The organism is Ensifer sp. ENS10 (genome assembly GCF_014852025.1).
Lineage (GTDB): Bacteria > Pseudomonadota > Alphaproteobacteria > Rhizobiales > Rhizobiaceae > Ensifer.
Window position 1 is genome coordinate 150169 of the sequence record NZ_JACVAS010000011.1, and the last position, 18211, is coordinate 168379.

Below are 18211 nucleotides of genomic sequence, written 5' to 3' on the forward strand. Positions count from 1 at the left end.
ATATCAGCTCTGCGAAACAAGCAGTTTAAGTCCCGCAACCGCGAAGACCGCCGAGAGCACACCTTCAATCCAGCGCCGCAATCTGGCGTATAGGGCAATCATGGAGGCCGTCGAAAAGACGATGGCGTAACCACCGAACACCAGGACGCCGAGGATGGCGCAACCGCCAATGATCACCGGTAGCGTGCCTGCGGGAGCATCCTGACGGAACCCCAACGACATGATCGCTATCCAGGCCAGAATCGCCTTCGGGTTTCCGATATGCATGAGAATGCCCTGCCGATAGAGCGATCGATAACAAGGCGTGGCAGGCCTTGCGTCCTTCTTCGTGATGTCGGAGATCGGCTTCAGAGCCGACTTGCCCGCACGAAAAGCCAGATAGAGCAAATAGACACCGCCAACGATCTTGATGACGAAAAGCGCCTCTGCATAGGCGGCCAACGCGGCGGAAATGCCCGTCGCCGCCAGTACTGCCCAGAAGAGTGAGCCCGTGATAACGCCCGCCGCCAAGACGAGCGCGGGCAGGCGACCGTCGCGCATCGCCGTTCCCATGATCGCCATGTTGCTCGGCCCAGGACTGGCGGTGGCGACGAGATAGGTGCCGTAGACGAGTGCTATCTGACTGCCGATCATTCGAAATTCTCCAGAAACAGGAGGCTTCTCCAGCACTAATGCTGGAGGTCTCCGCGGTGGACGATGTGGACCTTGTTTCCATCGGGGTCGCGCAGATACGCACCGAAGTAACCGTCGCCGTAGTGTGGGCGCGGGCCTGGGGCGCCTTCGTCCGTCCCGCCGTGCGTGAGACCCTCCGTGTAGGCCGTCCTCACGGCCTCCTGCGAGGGGGACAGAAAGGCGGCCATGCAGCCATTGCCGGCCGTCGCCAACTCGCCATCGAAGGGGATGTAGACATAGAAGCGCGGCAGTGGCGCTTGAATAGCCACCCAGCAAAGCGCCGGAGGCCCGCCATCGGAGGCAACGACGCGGCGTTTCAGGCCGAGCGGAGCGAGCACGGCGTCATAGAAACGACCCGCCCGCTCAAGATCGCGCGCCCCGACGGTAACATGACTGAACATCTGGCTCTCCATGCGCCCGTCATCGCGGACAGGCGCCTCCTGCAAGTGTGTATTTCGTTCAGCGTCGTCATAGCGTATGTTACACTTGCTGTTTATCTGAATAGTGTCATGTGACACTTTTATCGAGGTGGCGAACATGCTCCTTCAATCGCCATGGGCACCACGTCTCGCCGACATAGAGGCGAATGCCGCCGAGCGGCTGGTCCTCGCTCTCGCCGACGACATCATCGAAGGGCGGCTGACGGGAGGCGACCGCCTGCCGGCGCATCGCGATGTCGCATGGAAACTGGGGATTGGCCTCGGCACGGTGACGAAAGCCTATGCCGCTCTGGAACGTCGAGGTCTGACGCGTAGCGTCAAGGGCCGGGGAACGTTCGTGGCGATCCGCCACGCACACAAGGATCGGCAGATCGATCTCTCATCCAACGCCCCGCCAGCAACGCTCAACGCACGCCTGCTGGCGCGGACATTGACCGGGATCGCGCGCAAGATCGATGCGGATCATCTCAATCTCTACGCCCCACCCGCCGGACATCTGGAGCACCGCCGCGTTCTGGCCCGCTGGCTCGAAACACTGGGTCTCATCGTCGATCCGTCGCATCTGGTGCTGACGAGCGGCGCCCGCCAGGCGCTCTCACTGGCCTTCGACCTCGCCTGCGGTCCGCAGGGACTGCTTCTGACCGAACGGATCACCTATCCCGGCGCGATCGCGCTGGCCCGGCGCAAGGGATATCGGATGCAGGGTGTCAGGATCGACGCAGAAGGGATGGTGCCAGAGGCACTGGCAGAGGCGCTCGACAGGGCCGCATCGGCCGGCAGAAAGGCAGTTTACCTCACCCCGACGCTTCACAATCCGACCACCGCCACGATGGGCGGGGAGCGAAGGCAGGCCATCGCGGAAATTTGCCGTCTGGCGGGCGCATGGATCATCGAGGACGGCGTCTATGCGCCGGCCGAGCCGGCTTTGCCTCCGCTGACGGCATTGGCGCCCGAGATCGCCTTTCATGTGAACGGGCTGTCCAAGTCGCTTGGCCCCGGATTGCAGATCGGCGTGCTCGCGCTGCCGGCTGGTTTTAACGAAGCAGCGGAAGACGCCTTGCAAGACATGCCTCTGGCCCCCTCGCCGCTCTCCTGTGCAGTGGTCGAGGAATGGCTGATCACCGGCGTCATCCCTTCGATCCAGCGCGATCTGCGCCATGAGGCGCGGCGTCGATCCAGTCTGGCTGTCTCGCTTCTCGGTACGGCCGAACTTGTCTCTGATCCCGATGCGTATAACGCCTGGCTGCCGATGCCGCGCGACGCTGCCAACCGCTTCGTATCCGCCGCTGCGGAGGCCGGCATCCAACTGACCCCACCGGATTCCATGATGGTGGACCGAGAGGATCGGGCGAGCGGAATTCGGCTTTGCCTTGGCGGCGCATCGTTCGAAGATCTGACCGAGGCACTGACACTTCTGGCGCAGTGGCTAATCGAGATGCCAAGGCAATCTGCGAAATAGGACCCGCGAACGCCCCACCTCACGCAACCGCCTGGGCGCCCGTTATTTCGACAAGCGGGCCACAAATGAACGCGGCTTCCTCCAACACGACGACTTTAGAACAGATAACTTCCGATTTGCCGTTGCGAGCCTAAAGCAAACAGATTGCTTTGGGCGGGCCTAAGTTGCGATTACGACTTCAGAGGTGCTTCAACATCCGAATAGGCCTGGACAGCGTCTGGCAGCCTCGCGCCACGGATTTCGATCACTGATACGGAGGCGTTCAGTTCGGCGATTTCGGCGGGCGAAAACTGGATTGCCGGCGCGCCGATGTTCTCGATCATATGCGCCATCTGCGTCGTTCCGGGGATCGGCACGATCCATGGCTTTTGAGACAGCAGCCAGGCCAGAGCGATTTGCCCCGGTCTGGTCTGTTTGCGTTCGGCCCAAACTTTCAGGAGCTCGACGAGTGCCAGGTTGTGGGGCAGGTTTTCAGGGGCAAAGCGGGTCTCGATGCCGCGGATATCCCCGGGGGCAAACCGCGTCTCCGCATCGATCGCACCGTTGAGGAAACCCTCACCAAGAGGGCTCCACGGCACGAACCCTATGCCGAGTTCCTCGCAAACCGGGATCGCACCGGTCTCCGGGCCGCGCCAAAGCATCGAATATTCACTCTGAACCGCGGTCAGGGGCAGCGCCGCATGTGCGCGACGAAGCGTGTTCAGGCCCATTTCCGAGAGCCCCCAATGCAGGACCTTGCCTTCGGACATCAGGTCCTTGACGGTCCCGGCGACGTCCTCGATCGGCACCTGCGGATCAACCCGGTGCTGGTACAGAAGATCGATGCGATCGGTACGCAGCCGCTTCAGCATGCCCTCGACGACAAGCCTGATGTGCTCGGGGCGGCTGTTAAGGCCGGGCTTCCGTTCCCCGGTCTCCTGATCGATGTTCCAGCCGAACTTCGTGGCGATGACGACCTGGTCGCGGAAAGGCTCCACGCCCTCGCCCAGGATCCTTTCCACCTCGTGCGGGCCATAGGCTTCGGCGGCGTCATAGAAAGTGAGGCCACGGTCGAAGGCGGTTCGGATGATATTGTGCATCTCCGCGCGCGTCGGAACGATGCGCTGGTAGGTCCGGCTCATGTTCTGGACGCCGAGCCCGACGCTCGAAACTTCGAGGGAGCCGAGTTTCCTCCGTCCGATTTCCGACACAGCCGTGCTGGTTGGGACGCGCTCCCGTGTGGCGGTCTGCGCCTCAGCGACACCGGCGTTCGTCACGGCGGCCAGGGTGCCCGCTGCCAAAAGCAGGTCTCGACGATTAAGCTCCATGTTCTCGTATCCTCTCTCGTTTTGATTTGAAGGGGGTGGGCGAACTGGTCAGGAGATGGAGATGGATTTGGCTCGGTCCTCTCCGAGCGCATCGGCGTCGGCCGACCGACGACGGGGAGCCTGGATGGCCGAGATGCCGTAGTACCCCGCAGCGACGTATAGTCCGGCGATGGAGGCGATGCGGAGGAAGAACCCAGCGGCGCCTTCGTTGAAATCCCAGAACTGCATGGTGGGGATCAGGAGAAGTCTCGATCCGATATCGAGTTCGAGGGAATTGTAGACGCCGCAGGCCGCGATTCCACAGGAGGCAAGCCTGAGGACTGCCGTACGGCCGAGGTGGTTTCGATGGAGTCCGAGCAGGCTTCGGACGACGTTCATGACGATCGACCAGTGAAGACCGAGGTGGATCGAGACGATGATCAAGGCCCAATAGGCGGCCAGGATATGGGCGTCTCTGGCGGAGGGGCCGCCGACGGCGAAAAACCCGAAAAGCGACTGCGAAATCAGGATGCTCGTGGTCAGCAAGGTCAGCATCGTGACCAGCAGCGTGAGGTTCAACCCGACGGTTACCAGCGGCCTCGCCTGACGCCGCGTTCGGGCTATGCCCCCGTACCAGCGGCGATTGAAGACGTTGTGGAAGAGGAGCAGCGCGAACATGCTCGTGCCGATCAGTTCATGCGAACGGTTGTCCATCCACCAATAGGCCATGGCGACCACAAACAGACCGACGGCGAGGAAGTCCAACCCGAGGCGCATCAGGAAAACGGGGGGCATCGCCAACCCTCCGTCATTCGATCACCGTGCCGTCGAATGCGCCAAGCGCGTCGAACGTGTAGAGGAAGTTCTCCCCAGAACGGGAGGAATGGCAGGACTGGCAGCGGGCGGTGTTCTCGTCCATGTTGACGGACTTGTCGGCCCAGAACCATTGGAACTGCCAGTCGTCCGTCCGCCGGCTCTCGGGATAGTCGTTGCCCCAACCTTCCCCCTTCTGCATGACAAAGTAGCGGCGGACCTTTCCGTCTCGGTGGTCGACCAGCACGAAGTGCGTGCCATCAGGGATGGGTTGCCCGTTCTTGACCGCGTCGACCGCCTCGCGCGTGGTCATGATGTGCTCCGCCACCTCGCTCCGGCGGACGGTCGTGTAGTGCACAAGGTCGTCCAGATCTTTCGGGAACTGGACGCGGTTCGCTTCGGCGTAGACCTGGGTGTCAACGGCTGCGGCGGAAAATGCCAGCGCGCCCAGCCAGAGTTTAGTGCGTGTCATCGGTTTCTCTCACGAATTGGACAAGCGAACGGTACGTGAGAGCGGGCCGCGGCATTAGACGCCGAAACCGGGATGAGCTTATTAGGCCTGCTTCTTAATCACGGTCAGTTGATAAGCCGTGATTGAAAAAACAGTCTTCAGCCCCGAAACCGAAGGGCGTCTACAAAGACGGCAAAGGCAGGCGAAGCATGTCTTCGGTTCGGATAATAGAGGTGATAGCCGGGGAACGGTTCGCACCAGTCCTCGAGGACGCGCTCAAGGCGACCAGTTGCAAGGTGCTCGGTCGCCTGGTCTTCGGGTAGGTAGGCAAGGCCCAGGCCGGAAAGTGCTGCGTCGATCCGCATTGCGAGAGTGTTGAAGACAAGTTGGCCATCGACCCTGACCCGGATTTCACGACCGTCGCGTTCGAACTCCCAAGGATAGATGCCACCGCGGGTCGGCAGCCGCATGTTGATGCAGTTGTGACCGGTCAGGTCCTGGGGCGTCTCCGGCCGCCCATGGCGCCCGAAGTATGCCGGGGACCCGACGACCGCCATGCGCATGTCGCCGCTCACCTTAACCGCAATCATGTCCTTGGCGACCTGCTCGCCAAGCCGGATGCCCGCGTCGTAGCGCTCCGCGACGATGTCCGTCAGACCGTAATCGACGGTCACCTCGACGTTGATGTCGGGATACTCGATGGCAAGTTTCCGGATCGCGGGCGCGAGAACGGAAATCGCCGGGTGCTCGCCGGCCGTTATCCGGATCGTGCCCGAGGGCTTGTCCTTGAGTTCGCTGAGCGCGCCGAGTTCCGCCTCGATCTCTTCGAAGCGCGGGCCGACCGTCTTGAGCAGGCGCTCTCCCGCTTCTGTCGGCGCGACGCTCCGCGTCGTGCGCGTGAGCAGCCGGATGCCGAGGCGGGCCTCCAGTCCCCGCACGGTCTGGCTGAGCGCCGACTGCGAGACGCCGAGTTTTGCTGCCGCCTTGGTGAAGCTCCGTTCTCTCGCGACGGTCAGGAACGCGACGAGGTCGTTGTAATTTTCCTGGGGCATTCAGTAGTCCAGCTAATAGGTTCATGCCGATTATAGCGACTAATCGAAAACAGTCTCAATCGCTAGATTCCGGACAAGTACAGCGCGGTCGGGCGCCGCCATGAGCCATGAGGCATGAACTGCCCGGCGCCCCACAACGTTTGTCACCGATGTGTCGTCGCCACAAACACAAGGAAAAAGAGAAATGGAAACGCGCAAACTAGGAGCACTCGAAGTCTCTGCCATCGGGCTCGGATGCATGGGTATGAGCGCGGCCTACGGTCCTCCGGCCGACAAAGCGGAGATGATAAAGCTTATCCGCGGTGCCTATGAACGTGGGGTCACGTTTTTCGACACTGCCGAAGCTTATGGGCCCTTCGTGAACGAGGGGCTCGTCGGAGAAGCGCTCGCACCAATCCGGGACCAGGTCGTGATCGGGACGAAGTTCGGCTTCGACATTGATCTCAAGACAGGCAAGCGTGGCGGGGGAACGAACAGCCGCCCCGCGCACATCAAGGCGGTCGCCGACGCCAGCCTCAAGCGGCTCAAGACCGATCGTATCGACATCTTCTATCAACACCGCGTCGATCCGGACGTGCCGATCGAGGACGTTGCCGGAGCCATCAAGGACCTCGTCGCGGCAGGGAAGGTGAGACATTACGGACTTTCGGAAGCAGGTGTCGGTACAGTCCGTCGCGCCCATGCCGTCCATCCGCTTGCCGCCGTGCAGAGTGAATACTCGCTGTTCTGGCGTGGGCCTGAAGCCGAACTGCTTCCGGTACTCGAGGAACTGAACGTCGGCTTCGTCCCCTTCAGCCCGCTCGGAGCCGGGTTCCTGACGGGCAAGATCGATGAGAACACCACGTTCGATCCGACGGATTTCCGGAACATGGTGCCGCGCTTCTCCCCCGACGCCCGCAAAGCCAACATGGCGCTGGTCGATATCGTGAAAGCGGTAGCGGATCGCAAGGGAGCCACGCTCGCGCAGGTCGCCTTGGCTTGGCTTCTTGCCCCAAGGCCTTGGATCGTGCCGATCCCGGGCACCACGAAGTCGCACCGGCTCGAGGAAAATCTCGGCGCGGTTGACCTCGAACTGACCGCCGAAGACCGCTCCGAGATCGCCGCAGGCCTCTCCAAAATCGAGGTTCAGGGCGAGCGTCTTCCCGAAGCGGCGCTCAAGATGGTCGGCCACTGAGGACACCGGCCATATTCCCTCGGCAGATATCGCCTTGCGGTAATATCGGTTGGCGCGCGCGATCGGCCTGGCGCGCCAAGTGCTTGCAGCGACTAGGCCTTGATGCGGATGGCTTTCGGGTCATAGGCGGCCGTAACGTGAGGGGTGACAGCGAAACGAACGCCGGCGAGTTCGACCTCGAAGTTGCCGGACTTCACGAAGTCGGTATCCACGCCGGTTGCATGTTCGATCAGTGCCAGCGCGACCGAACGTCCAAGGGTATGTCCGTAGGCGGCCGAGCGCACCTCGCCAACGGGGTTCCCATCGCGAAGGATCAACTCGCCGCCCCAGAGCATTGGCCACGGATCGTTCACAGTAAACTGCACAATACGGCGAGAAGGAGCGCCCTTCGCCTTTGCGGCAAGATAGGCCTGCCGGCCGATGAAGCCGCCCGTCTTGTCGGCGGCGACTGCAAAGGAGAGACCCGCTTCGCAAGGATTGACGTCCGGCGTCAGCTCGCGGCTCCAGGCGCGATAGCCCTTTTCGAGCCTGAGGGCCTCAAGCGCATAGTAGCCGCAATCCGTCAGTCCGAAATCGCGGCCGACCTCGTGCAGCGCTTCGTAGACCCCGACGCCGAATTCCGTCGGCACGATCAGTTCCCAGCCGAGTTCGCCGACATAGGTCATGCGGTTTGCATAGGTCGTGGCGTAACCGACATCGATCTCCCGGATCGTTGCGAAGGGAAAGCCCTCATTCGAGAGATCCGCAGAGGTGACCCGAGAGAGGATGTCGCGCGACTTCGGCCCCATCAGCGCCAGGACCGCATAGGCGGAGGTAACGTCGGTCAGCGTCAAATGGGCGTCCGCGGGTACGTTCTTGCGGATCCAGTCCGCGTCGTGCACGGCTTGCGCCGATCCGGTAATCAGCAGGAAGCGGTCGGAGGCAAGGCGCATCACCGTCAGATCGCTTTCGTAGCCGCCACGTTTGTTCAAGATGCCCGTATAAACGGAACGGCCGATCTCGACGTCGATCTCCGCAGCGCAGATGCGATTGAGCTCTGCTGCGGCATCCCGACCCTGGACGAGCAGCTTGGCAAACGAGGTCTGGTCGAAGATACCGGCAGCCTCGCGCGTCGCCTGCATCTCGCGCTTGACCGCGTCGTGCCAATTCTGCCGGCCGAAGGCGTATTCCGTCACGGGACTCTCGCCTTCTGCGGCAAACCAGTTGGCGCGTTCCCATCCCATCTTCGAACCGAAGCACGCCCCCTTGGCGGCGAGGCGATCGTAGAGCGGCGAGCGGCGGAAGGGACGGGCCGTGTCCAGTTCCCGGTTCGGCCAGGGCATCGCGTAGTGGAGGCCCAGTGTCTCCTTGACACGGTCGTGCAGCCAGCGAGGATTGTTGTTGAAGCCGGCGAAGCGGCGGATATCAACCGGCCACAGATCCATGGTCGGCGCGCGGTTGACGATCCATTCGGCAAGTGCCCGCCCTGCTCCGCCGGCACTGGCGATCCCCATGGAATTGAAGCCCGCGCCGACAAAGAAGTTCTTCAGCTCCGGCGCCTCGCCGAGAATGAAATTGTTGTCTGCGGTAAAACTCTCCGGCCCGTTGTAGAATTTCTTCACCTCTGAGGTCGCAAGCTGTGGCACCCGCTGCAGGGCGTTGTGCATCAGGATCTCGAACTGGTCCCAGTCATCAGGCAAAAGAGCAAACTCGAAATCATCAGGAATGCCGGCCATGCCCCAGGGCTTCGCCTCCGGCTCGAAGCCGCCCATGACGAGACCACCGACTTCCTCCTTGAAATAGATGTAGCCGTCTGGATCGCGCATGACCGGCAGATCGGGATGCACGCCCTCGATCCGGCCGGTGACGATATACATGTGTTCAGCCGAGTGCAGCGGCACCGTGACGCCGCACATCTGGCCGACCTTGCGCGCCCATTGCCCGGCGCAGTTGACGACGATCTCGGCGGCAATGGCCCCGCGATCGGTTTCCACCCCGGTCACGACACCGTTCTTCGTCGAAATACCGGTGACCCGGACGCGCTCGATGACACGCGCACCGCGATTGCGCGCGCCTTTCGCGAGCGATTGCGTGAGGTCGGTCGGATTGGCCTTGCCATCGCCAGGCAGCCAGACGGCGCCGACGAGATCGTCGATGGCCATCACCGGCCAGAGATCCTGTGCCTCCTTCGGCGAGATCACCTCGATCTCGACCCCCTGCGCACGGGCGGAGGCCGCCGTGCGCTTCAGCACGGTCATGCGGTCCTCTGTTCGGGCGACGGAAAGGGAACCGCAATTCTTCCAGCCCGTGGCAAGACCGGTCTCCGATTCCAGCTCGCTATAGAGCTTGGTCGAGTATTTGATGAGGCTCGTCATGTTGGCGTGGCTGCGCAACTGGCCGACGAGACCGGCCGCGTGCCATGTGGTGCCACCGCTCAGCTGCCCCTGCTCCAGAAGAACGACATCGTTCCAGCCGAGCTTGGTCAAATGATAGGCGACCGAACAACCGATGATACCACCACCGACGATGACGACCTGGGCCTGCGTTGGAAATTTCTGCGCCATGAAACGACCTCCCGAAACCATGGAAGGCCACACGGTAACAAAACGCTGACAAAGAACAAGACAAAACGTTACACAATATTACATTTCATTGTTCGGCGACGATTAGAATGGGACCTTTACGCTCCAGCGCCTCGCGGATCGCCTCCGGCGGGCGCCGATCGACGATCACCCCGGCGGCGACTTCGAAGCGCGGAATACGCAGCGGCGTCAGCCGTCCGAACTTGGAGCTGTCGAGCACGAAATAGGCTTTGGCCGCAGTCGTCACCATGCGGGATCGTTGCTCGGCGCCGCTGCGGGTAAAGTCGGTCACCTCGCCATCCGGCGAGAGCCCGCCGCCGCCGAGAAAGGCGACATCGACACGGAAATGGTTGATGGCCTCGAGCGCATCGATGCCGACGGCCGCTTCCTCGTCCGGATCGATCTCTCCGCCGAGCATATGAACCCGCACGAGTGGTTGCCGGCACATCAAAAGCGCGATCGACAGTGAAGTCGTGCAAATCGTTAGGTTTTTTCGCCCGGATAACGCGTGGGCCACGGCCAGCGTCGTGGTGCCGGAATCCAGGAAGATCACCATGCCGTCGCGCACCAGACCCGCCGCAGCACGGCCGATCGCCGCCTTCGCCCCGGCATTTTCCTCCCGTCGCTCGGTAAAAGCTGCCTCAGTGGGTTCGAACAGGGTGGCGCCGCCATGCACAAGATCAAGCTGGCCGCGATCGGCAAGCAGCTTCAGGTCGCGCCTTATCGTCTGGCGCGACACGTCGAAAAAGTCCGCCAGTTCGGTGATACCCACGGTACCGTTGGCAGCAAGACGTCTAAGGATTTCGCCATGGCGGCGTGGGGCAAGAGCGCGGGCGCTTTGAGAGTCAGACATGGAACCAACTGTGTTCATTTTTGTCCATTTGACAAGTCGCGCCACAGCCTCGCGGCTCGCCTAGCTGGAAAGTACCGGCATTTCACGCGAGATCGCGGAGAATTTTCCTCCGCAGCCGTCGAAACCGGCTTGGCAACGGTTAGTTATGTTGCATAATGTAACTGTTCTATCCAACTCGCAACACGTCGCGACCTTTCATTATCAGGAAGAGACAATGCAGCAGGCACGCGCGCTGGTCCGCCACTTCACCTTCTATCTGCTCGATGGCTTTGCCCTGCATGGCTTTTCCGCAGCGATCGAAGCGCTGCGCCTTGCCAATGACGTGGCCGAGCGCGCCGTTTACCACTGGCACATTGTAACGGCAGATGGCTCATCCGCCGTCTCATCCTGCGGCACACGCCTTGCTGCGGCCGGACCGCTCGCGGATGAGCGCGGCCGGTTCCACCGGGGCGAACAGCCGGGGTTCGTCGTCATCTGCGGCAGCCGCACGAAGCCGCCCGCCGACCGGGCTCTGGAGGCCTGGCTTCGGCACTGCGCTCGCAGTCAGGTGCGCCTCGCCGGACTTGCCGGCGGCGTCTACTGTCTGGCCCGCGCGGGCCTGCTCGACGAGCGTCGATGCGCGGTGCACTGGGAGCATTTTCCGGATTTCTCAGAACGGTTCTTCATTGCCGGTGCGCGCCAGACCGCCTTCGAGATCGACGGCAGCCTTTACACCTGCGCCGGCGGCAATGCGCCCTTCGACATGTTCCTGCGTATCATCAAAGCAGACCTCGGCCCGGACGTGGTCAACCGCATCTGCGAGGCGGCGCTCTGCGAACGTCTTCGCGAGACAGGCGAGCGCCAGCGCCTTCCGCTGCAGGCACGCCTTGGCATCGACAACCCATTTCTGATCCGGATCATCGAGCAGATGGAGGCCAATCTTGCTGAGCCGCTGAAGCTTGCCAACATGTCGCCGGCGACCGGCCTTTCGCGGCGGCAGACGGAGCGGCTGTTTCGAAAGGAAATGGGCCGCACGCCGGCGCGTTATTATCTCGACCTACGGCTGGAGCGCGCCCATCTTCTGCTGCTCACCTCATCTCTCCAGGTCATCGAGATCGCGGTCGCCTGCGGCTTTACCACCGCCTCGCACTTTTCCCGCACCTACCGCGAGCGCTATGGACTTACGCCACAGCGCACGCGTCTCGCCGAAATGGAACGCCTGCGCGCGGGAAACGACCGTAGAGCGGTGATGGCAGAGATTCGGGTGGCTTAGGTTGACGCGGCAAAGGCGTCGCCCCCCTTCGGCGACGAAGGAAGGCGAGACGAATTGCGGGGCGGAAGCGGGCTAGCGCCACGCCTGAGTACGGGCGAGCAGGCCGCGCGCGATCAGCGCATGGACGAGCTTGGCCGCGACATTGGTGTAGAAGATCATCATGCCCATGGCCGCAGCCGGCGCAATGTCACCCGCATCGTCCATGTTGAGCACCGCGACCGACGCAAGCTTGGTGTCCGTCGAATAGAGGAACACCACCGCTGAGACCGTCGTCATCGCGTTGACGAAGAGATAGATCGCGATGTTGAGGATCGCCGGGAGGCAGACGGGCACCGTGACCCGGAAGAACAGCCGGTGGAAGGGCTGCTTCAGCGAGGCGGCGACGGATTCGAACTCCGGATCCATCTGCTTCAGCGCCGTCAGCGCCGTCAGATGCGCGACCGTGTAGAAGTGCGTCACCGTCGAGACGACGAGGATCGTCATCGTGCCATAGATTGGGTGCAGCGGATTGGTCGGATTGTTGAAGAAGAAGATGTAGGCGAGGCCGAGCACCATGCCGGGCACGGCCATCGGCATCATCGCCAGGAAATGGAAGACACCGCGGCCGAAGCGGAAACCGTCGGCCTTCTCGACCATGTAGGCGCCGGCAAAGACGACGACCGAACCGAAGAGAGCTGTCAAAAGCGCAAGCCGGATCGAGTTTCCATAGGCCGCCCAGCCGCCGCCGTCCATCAGGTCGAAGGCGAAGTTCTTGCTCGTGAGCGTCAGGTCATAGGGCCAGAACTTCACCACCGCTGCGATCTGGCACATGGCGATCATGCCGAGGATGAAGAGGCTGACGAGGCAGGCGAAGGCGAAGCACAGCCCGTCCAAACGCGCGTTAGGCTTCGGCGCGTAGGGCACGGCGCGCGCCGACAGCAGTGCTACCTGTCGCTTCTGCATGTGCCGGTCGACGGCAAAGGCAAGCACGGCTGGGACAAGCAGGATGACGGAGACGACCGCGCCCATCTCGAAGTTCTGCTGGCCGATCACCTGCTTGTAGATGTCGACGGCCAGCATGCCGTATTGCCCGCCGATCACCTTGGGCAAGCCGAAGTCGGTGATGACCAGCGTGAAGACGACGAAGGCGGCCGAGACAATGCCAAAGCGCGCACCGGGGACCGTAACGGTCGTGAAGGTGCGCCACTTGCTGGCTTTGAGCGACGCGGCAGCCTCATAGTGCCGGGCATCGGCAATGGAGAGCGCCGTCAGGATGATCAGAAAGGCATGTGGCAGGGTGAAGAAGATCGAGCCGATGACGATGCCGATCGGCCCGTAGATCGAATAGCCGAGAAGCCAATCCCTGAAGATGCCCTGGTTGCCGAAGAGGTAGACGAGTGCGATGCCCGGCAGCAGCGACGGCACCAGGATCGGTATCGTCAGGATGCCGCGGAACAGACCCTTGAGCAGCATGCAGCTTCGCGTCAGACCGTAGGCAAGCGCAAAGGCGATCGAGATCGTGAACACCGTGCTGATTACCGCCATCAGCACGGAATTGTAGATCGACTGCGCCAACGCGGGCGTCGAGAAATAGGCCGTGAAGTTCGTAAAACCCAAGACACGTGCGGGCCGCAGCACCACGCGCCGGAAGGTACCGGAATCGTATTCGCGCCACTCCGTCCCCTTTTCCAGGGTGGAGCCGACAAGGAAGGCCGCATCATCCGTGGTGCCGCGAATGCGGTAATGGACCGGGCTGCGGAACTTGAATTCCGGAAAGAATTTTGTGGCCGCCAGCCGTCCGTCTGAACTGCTGGAAAGCTCGCCCTCCGTCACCGCTCCGAGTTCCCGGTTCAGGTCTGCGGCACTGACGATCGGCCCCCAGTTCGCGCCGGTCTCATCGCTCATCTGGAATTCGAAAGCTGCAAGGTCGAACCGATAAGTCGAAAGCGACTTCGACAGCATGACAAAGAGCGGCGCGCCGAGCGCCACGATCAGGTAAAGCCCGATGACCGCCATGAAGCCGAGCTTGATGCGATCGTCGCGGGAGGCGTCCTGCCGGAGCCGTTTGCCGATCATGGGGAGGTGAGGCGCTTCGAGGACCATGTTCATCGTTAGGCACCCCTTGGATAGAGCAGAAGACGTTCCCGCGGGATTTCCACCTGGATGGCGCCGCCCGTCTCGATCCTGAGGCGCCTGACGGCATTGACGGAGAAGTCGGCGACAAGCGTGCGTTCGCCAAGGCGCGGTGCCGTCAAGCGCGTGCGCCAGAACATGCCGAGGAACTCCATCTCCTGCACTTCGGCATCGATCAGGTTCTGCGGCGTCGCCGGCCGGTCGATGGCGTTGGCGGCATGGGCATCGGCACCGTGCGGGATGATATCAACCGGGCGGACGACGGCCGTTGCCGCATGGCCCGCCGAAAAATCCAGGGTCGAGCAACAGAAAGCCGAGTGGCCGATCTCGACCTCGCCGTCCCCGGTGACACGCGCTGGGAATTGGTTGGTCTCACCGATGAAATCGGCGACGAACAGCGTTTCGGGGTGACGGTAGATCTCGGTGGGCGAGCCGACTTGCTCGATGACGCCGTGGTTCATGACGACGATCCGGTCGGCCATGGCAAGCGCCTCCTCCTGGTCGTGCGTGACCATGATGGTGGTGACGCCGAGTTTGCGCTGCAGTGCCTTTATCTCATGGCGAAGATGCACGCGGACCTTGGCATCGAGTGCCGAAAGCGGCTCGTCAAGCAACAACAGCCCCGGGGAGATTGCGATGGCGCGGGCAAGCGCAATGCGCTGCTGCTGGCCACCGGAAAGCTGAGCCGGATACTTCTTGCCGTGAGCCGACAGGCCGACTGTTTCCAGCAATTCGGCGACGCGGGAGGCGACCCCCGCCTTCGATCGGCCGGTGTTTTCCAGGCCGAAGGCGATGTTCTGCTCGATCGTCAGGTTGGGAAAGAGCGCGTAGGACTGGAAGACGATGCCATAGTCGCGCCTGGAGGCCGGCAGCGTCGAGATGTTGCGGCCATCCTGCAGGATGGTGCCCTGCGTCTGCAGATCGAGACCGGCGATGGCTCTCAGCAATGTTGTCTTGCCGCAGCCGGAGGGACCGAGGAAACAGACGAACTCGCCTCTGGCAATGCTCAGCGAAATGTCGCGCAGCGCAACGAAATCGCCATAGGTCTTCCAGAGATCCGAGATCTGCAAATAGGGAGCCGGCTCCGCGGCCGCGTCATCGGCGAAGTGCTGACGGCTGGTGGGCGTCGGTTCGATCGACAGGGCATGCCTCATCTGCAAGCTCCGCTGGCTTGAGGGATTTCCAAGAGAAATGCGAACGGGCGCAGCGCGGTAGCGCTACGCCCGGCCATCAGGCTCAGCTCTTCGGCTCAGACTTGGCGTCGTAGCGCTTCTGCCATTCCTTGAGGATTTCCGCGCGGTTGTTGGCGGCCCATTCGAAGTCGTTGACGATCATCCGGGAAGCGATGTCGTCGGGCAGGTGCTCGACCTGCTTGGCGACACCCGGATAGGCAACGACGGCATAGCCGGAATTGTACATCTCGTTGGCTTCCTTGGTGACCGACCAGTCGACCAGCGTCTTTGCGGCTTCGAGATTTGCCGTGCCGGCGATGATCGCGGTTGCCTCCGCCTCCCAGCCTGAACCCTCCGCGGGGAAGATGATGTCGATCGGTGCGCCGGCACTCTTGGCCTTGGCACCCGGAAACTCGAAGGACACGCCGATGACGGCTTCACCGGCACCCGCCATCTTGCACGGCTTGGAGCCGGAATGGGTGTAGGCGGAGATGTTCTGGTGGAGCTTGTCCATGAAGTCCCAGGCCTTCTCCTCACCCCACATCTGCATCCAGCCCGAGACGTCGAGGAAACCGGTGCCCGAGGATGCCGGGTTCGGCATCACCACGTGGCCCTTGTATTCGGGCTTCGTCAGGTCTTTCCAGCTCGCCGGCGGTGTGAGACCGCGCTTTTCACCCTCGACCGTGTTGTAGCAAAGGGCTGCGACATAGGCGTCCATGCCGACCCAGCTCGGCGGCGTGTCCTTGTCGACGAACTTCGGATCGAGCGCCTCGACACCCTTCGGCTGGTAAGGCTCCAGCATGCCTTCGGTCTTCAGGAGCAGCAGCGAGGTTGCAGCGAGCCCCCAGACGACGTCGGCCTGCGGATTGTCCTTCTCGGCGAGCAGCTTGGCGGTCATGACGCCGGTGGAATCGCGCACCCAGTTGATTTTGATGTCCGGGTGGGCCTTCTCGAAGGTCGCCTTGTAGCGGTCGAGGTCTACGGCTTCGACGGCGGTGTAGACGGTGAGCTGGGTTTCAGCGGCAGCGATGGCAGGAAGCACAGCGGAAGCGGCGCCGGCAAGCACGAAGAGCATGCGTCTGTTCATGATTGAAGTTCTCCTCTGAGGTCCTGGTAAAACCGGGGAAGCGCGGCGGGCAATCTTGTCGTTGCCCTCTTGTGATCGGCTTCGGGAAACATTCTGCGCAGCGGTTTCCTGTAAGTAAAATTTATTATTCTTATCGTTCAGAAGATTAAAACTATGGATGATCCGCCGCAGAACTGGGCATGACAAGCCACGATTGATCAAGGCGGCGGCAAGTTTCGATACAACTTCGCACGACCTGCCGAAAGAAGGGGCAGATCTACGATTGTGCACCGAAGACGATGCAGTGAGACGCTCCGAACCATAAAAAAGGGAGCCGCCAAGGCGGCTCCCAGAGGGGTGAGTCAGCGGGGGGAAACGCTTGAGATCACCATGGCAAGGAGAATGTCTTGACGTTGGTAAAGCTCTTCATCGCCTCGATGACGCCTTCCTTGTAGCCGTTGCCGGAATCCTTAATGCCGCCGAAGGGGCTCATCTCGATCCGGTAACCCGGCACTTCCCAGATGTTGACCGTGCCGACCTTCAGCCCGGCGATGTATTTCTGCATTCGCCGGAAGTCATTGGTGCAGACGCCGGAAGAAAGGCCGAAGGCCGTCGAGTTCGAGAGCGCGATCAGCGCGTCGTCGTTGTCGGGGGCGCGCACGATCGGGATGATCGGCGCGAAGGTTTCCTCCATCACCAGCTCGCTGGAATGCGCTACCCGGTCGACCACAATCGGTGGCAACAAGGCACCCTTTCGACCGGGGTTATAGAGGATCTCCGCTCCCTCTTCCGCAGCCTTCAACACACGCTGTTCGAAGACTTCCGCCGCGCGAGCATGCACGACCGTGCCGAGCTCGGTCGCCCGGTCCATCGGATCGCCGAACCTCAGCTTTTTCGCTCGCTCCAGCACCAGCGGCACGAAGCGGTCGGCAACGCTCTCCTGGCAGAGGATGCGTTTGACCGCAGTGCAGCGTTGGCCGGAGTTCTTGGTGGCGCCGGCAACGGCAAGATCCGCCGCTCTTGCGAGATCGTCGTCCGACAGATCGTTGAGGATGATCAGCGGATCATTGCCGCCGAGCTCCAGCACCTGACGCTTGTAATGGGCGTGTGCTGCGATCAGCTTGCCGACCGGAACGCTGCCGGTAAAGGTGATGAGGTCGAAGTTCGGATTGGTGATCATCTCCATGCCGATATCGGCGGGCCAGCCGGTCACGACCGAGAGCATCTCCGGCGGCAGGCCGGCCTCATAGAGGATGTCGGCGAAGACCAGCGCCGTCATCGGCGTCAGTTCGGTCGGCTTCAGCACCACGCAATTGTTGGTCGCGACCGCCGGCGCCACCTTATGCGCCACCATGTTGAGAGGATGGTTGAAGGGCGTGATCGCCGAAATGGCGTTGAGCGGTTCGCGGGTGGTGAAGATCTTGCGCGCCTTGCCGTGCGGGGTAAGGTCGCAGGAGAAGATCTCGCCATCGTCATGGATGCACATCTGCCCCGACAGCGTCAGCACGTCGAAGGCGCGGCCGACTTCATAGAGCGAATCCTGCTTGGAGATGCCGAGCTCCAGCGTGATCAGGTCGGAAATCTCCTCCTTGCGGGCGACGAGTAGGTCGGCGGCCTTGAGCAGGATGCGCTGACGCTCATAGCGTGTCAGCTTCGGCTGGTATGCCCCCGCGATCTCGAAGGCCTTGCGGGCGTGCTCGGCGTTACCCGCCGGCACGGTGCCGATGACGGCATCGTTGAAGGGATAGCGCACCTCGATGCGCCCTTCGGTATCGACCGCCTTGCCGGCGATCCGCATCGGCTCGTGGCGAATGGCGAACGTCGTTTCCACCTTGGTCATCGAGCCCT

General features: G+C 62.1%; 15 protein-coding genes. 3 read left to right on the forward strand and 12 right to left on the reverse strand.

Annotation, left to right across the window (positions count from 1 at the left end; translation table 11 throughout):
- Positions 1 to 3 precede the first annotated feature (3 nt).
- Together IB265_RS29840 and IB265_RS29845 are read right to left on the reverse strand one after the other, a co-directional pair.
- Complete coding sequence (locus IB265_RS29840; protein ID WP_112995841.1) at positions 4 to 633, reverse strand: LysE family translocator; 630 nt, start codon at positions 631 to 633, stop codon at positions 4 to 6.
- Between the two features lie 35 nt (positions 634 to 668).
- The gene (locus IB265_RS29845) at positions 669 to 1073 is read right to left on the reverse strand and encodes a VOC family protein (RefSeq protein ID WP_057248754.1); all 405 of its coding nucleotides are present in this window, start codon (positions 1071 to 1073) and stop codon (positions 669 to 671) included.
- 136 nt (positions 1074 to 1209) lie between these two features.
- Between IB265_RS29845 and IB265_RS29850 the strand changes: the two genes are divergently transcribed.
- Complete coding sequence (locus tag IB265_RS29850; RefSeq protein ID WP_192495588.1) at positions 1210 to 2571, forward strand: PLP-dependent aminotransferase family protein; 1362 nt, start codon at positions 1210 to 1212, stop codon at positions 2569 to 2571.
- A 170-nt stretch (positions 2572 to 2741) separates the two neighbouring features.
- Here the strand turns inward: IB265_RS29850 and IB265_RS29855 are convergent, their stop codons facing one another.
- The 4 genes from IB265_RS29855 to IB265_RS29870 all read right to left on the reverse strand — a co-directional run bounded on the left by IB265_RS29855 (position 2742) and on the right by IB265_RS29870 (position 6173).
- Positions 2742 to 3878, reverse strand: a complete 1137-nt coding sequence (locus IB265_RS29855) for an aldo/keto reductase (RefSeq protein WP_192495589.1) — start codon at positions 3876 to 3878, stop codon at positions 2742 to 2744.
- 48 nt (positions 3879 to 3926) lie between these two features.
- Positions 3927 to 4652, reverse strand: a complete 726-nt coding sequence (locus IB265_RS29860) for a DUF4405 domain-containing protein (RefSeq protein ID WP_192495590.1) — start codon at positions 4650 to 4652, stop codon at positions 3927 to 3929.
- 13 nt (positions 4653 to 4665) lie between these two features.
- A complete protein-coding gene (locus IB265_RS29865) occupies positions 4666 to 5142 on the reverse strand; it encodes a cytochrome P460 family protein (protein ID WP_113131860.1) in 477 nt (158 codons plus the stop codon).
- 137 nt (positions 5143 to 5279) lie between these two features.
- Positions 5280 to 6173, reverse strand: a complete 894-nt coding sequence (locus tag IB265_RS29870; RefSeq protein ID WP_192495591.1) for a LysR family transcriptional regulator — start codon at positions 6171 to 6173, stop codon at positions 5280 to 5282.
- A 184-nt stretch (positions 6174 to 6357) separates the two neighbouring features.
- Between IB265_RS29870 and IB265_RS29875 the strand changes: the two genes are divergently transcribed.
- A complete protein-coding gene (locus IB265_RS29875) occupies positions 6358 to 7347 on the forward strand; it encodes an aldo/keto reductase (RefSeq protein WP_192495592.1) in 990 nt (329 codons plus the stop codon).
- A gap of 92 nt (positions 7348 to 7439) precedes the next feature.
- On the opposite strand, the gene IB265_RS29880 is transcribed toward IB265_RS29875, so the two are convergent.
- The gene (locus IB265_RS29880) at positions 7440 to 9890 is read right to left on the reverse strand and encodes an FAD-dependent oxidoreductase (protein ID WP_192495593.1); all 2451 of its coding nucleotides are present in this window, start codon (positions 9888 to 9890) and stop codon (positions 7440 to 7442) included.
- Positions 9891 to 9975: 85 nt separating this feature from the next.
- Positions 9976 to 10761: a DeoR/GlpR family DNA-binding transcription regulator gene (locus tag IB265_RS29885; RefSeq protein WP_192495594.1), complete on the reverse strand. Its 786-nt coding sequence runs from the start codon at positions 10759 to 10761 to the stop codon at positions 9976 to 9978.
- 214 nt (positions 10762 to 10975) lie between these two features.
- On the opposite strand from IB265_RS29885, the gene IB265_RS29890 reads away from it, so the two are divergent.
- A complete protein-coding gene (locus tag IB265_RS29890; protein ID WP_192495595.1) occupies positions 10976 to 12013 on the forward strand; it encodes a GlxA family transcriptional regulator in 1038 nt (345 codons plus the stop codon).
- A 72-nt stretch (positions 12014 to 12085) separates the two neighbouring features.
- On the opposite strand, the gene IB265_RS29895 is transcribed toward IB265_RS29890, so the two are convergent.
- The 4 genes from IB265_RS29895 to phnY all read right to left on the reverse strand — a co-directional run bounded on the left by IB265_RS29895 (position 12086) and on the right by phnY (position 18203).
- Positions 12086 to 14095 carry a putative 2-aminoethylphosphonate ABC transporter permease subunit gene (locus tag IB265_RS29895; RefSeq protein WP_192495619.1) on the reverse strand — a complete coding sequence of 670 codons (2010 nt, stop codon included), beginning with the start codon at positions 14093 to 14095 and terminating at the stop codon, positions 12086 to 12088.
- 8 nt (positions 14096 to 14103) lie between these two features.
- The gene (locus IB265_RS29900) at positions 14104 to 15279 is read right to left on the reverse strand and encodes a putative 2-aminoethylphosphonate ABC transporter ATP-binding protein (RefSeq protein WP_113131866.1); all 1176 of its coding nucleotides are present in this window, start codon (positions 15277 to 15279) and stop codon (positions 14104 to 14106) included.
- Between the two features lie 82 nt (positions 15280 to 15361).
- Positions 15362 to 16384, reverse strand: a complete 1023-nt coding sequence (locus IB265_RS29905; RefSeq protein WP_192495596.1) for a putative 2-aminoethylphosphonate ABC transporter substrate-binding protein — start codon at positions 16382 to 16384, stop codon at positions 15362 to 15364.
- A gap of 364 nt (positions 16385 to 16748) precedes the next feature.
- A complete protein-coding gene (gene phnY / locus IB265_RS29910; RefSeq protein ID WP_192495597.1) occupies positions 16749 to 18203 on the reverse strand; it encodes a phosphonoacetaldehyde dehydrogenase in 1455 nt (484 codons plus the stop codon).
- Positions 18204 to 18211: the final 8 nt, after the last annotated feature.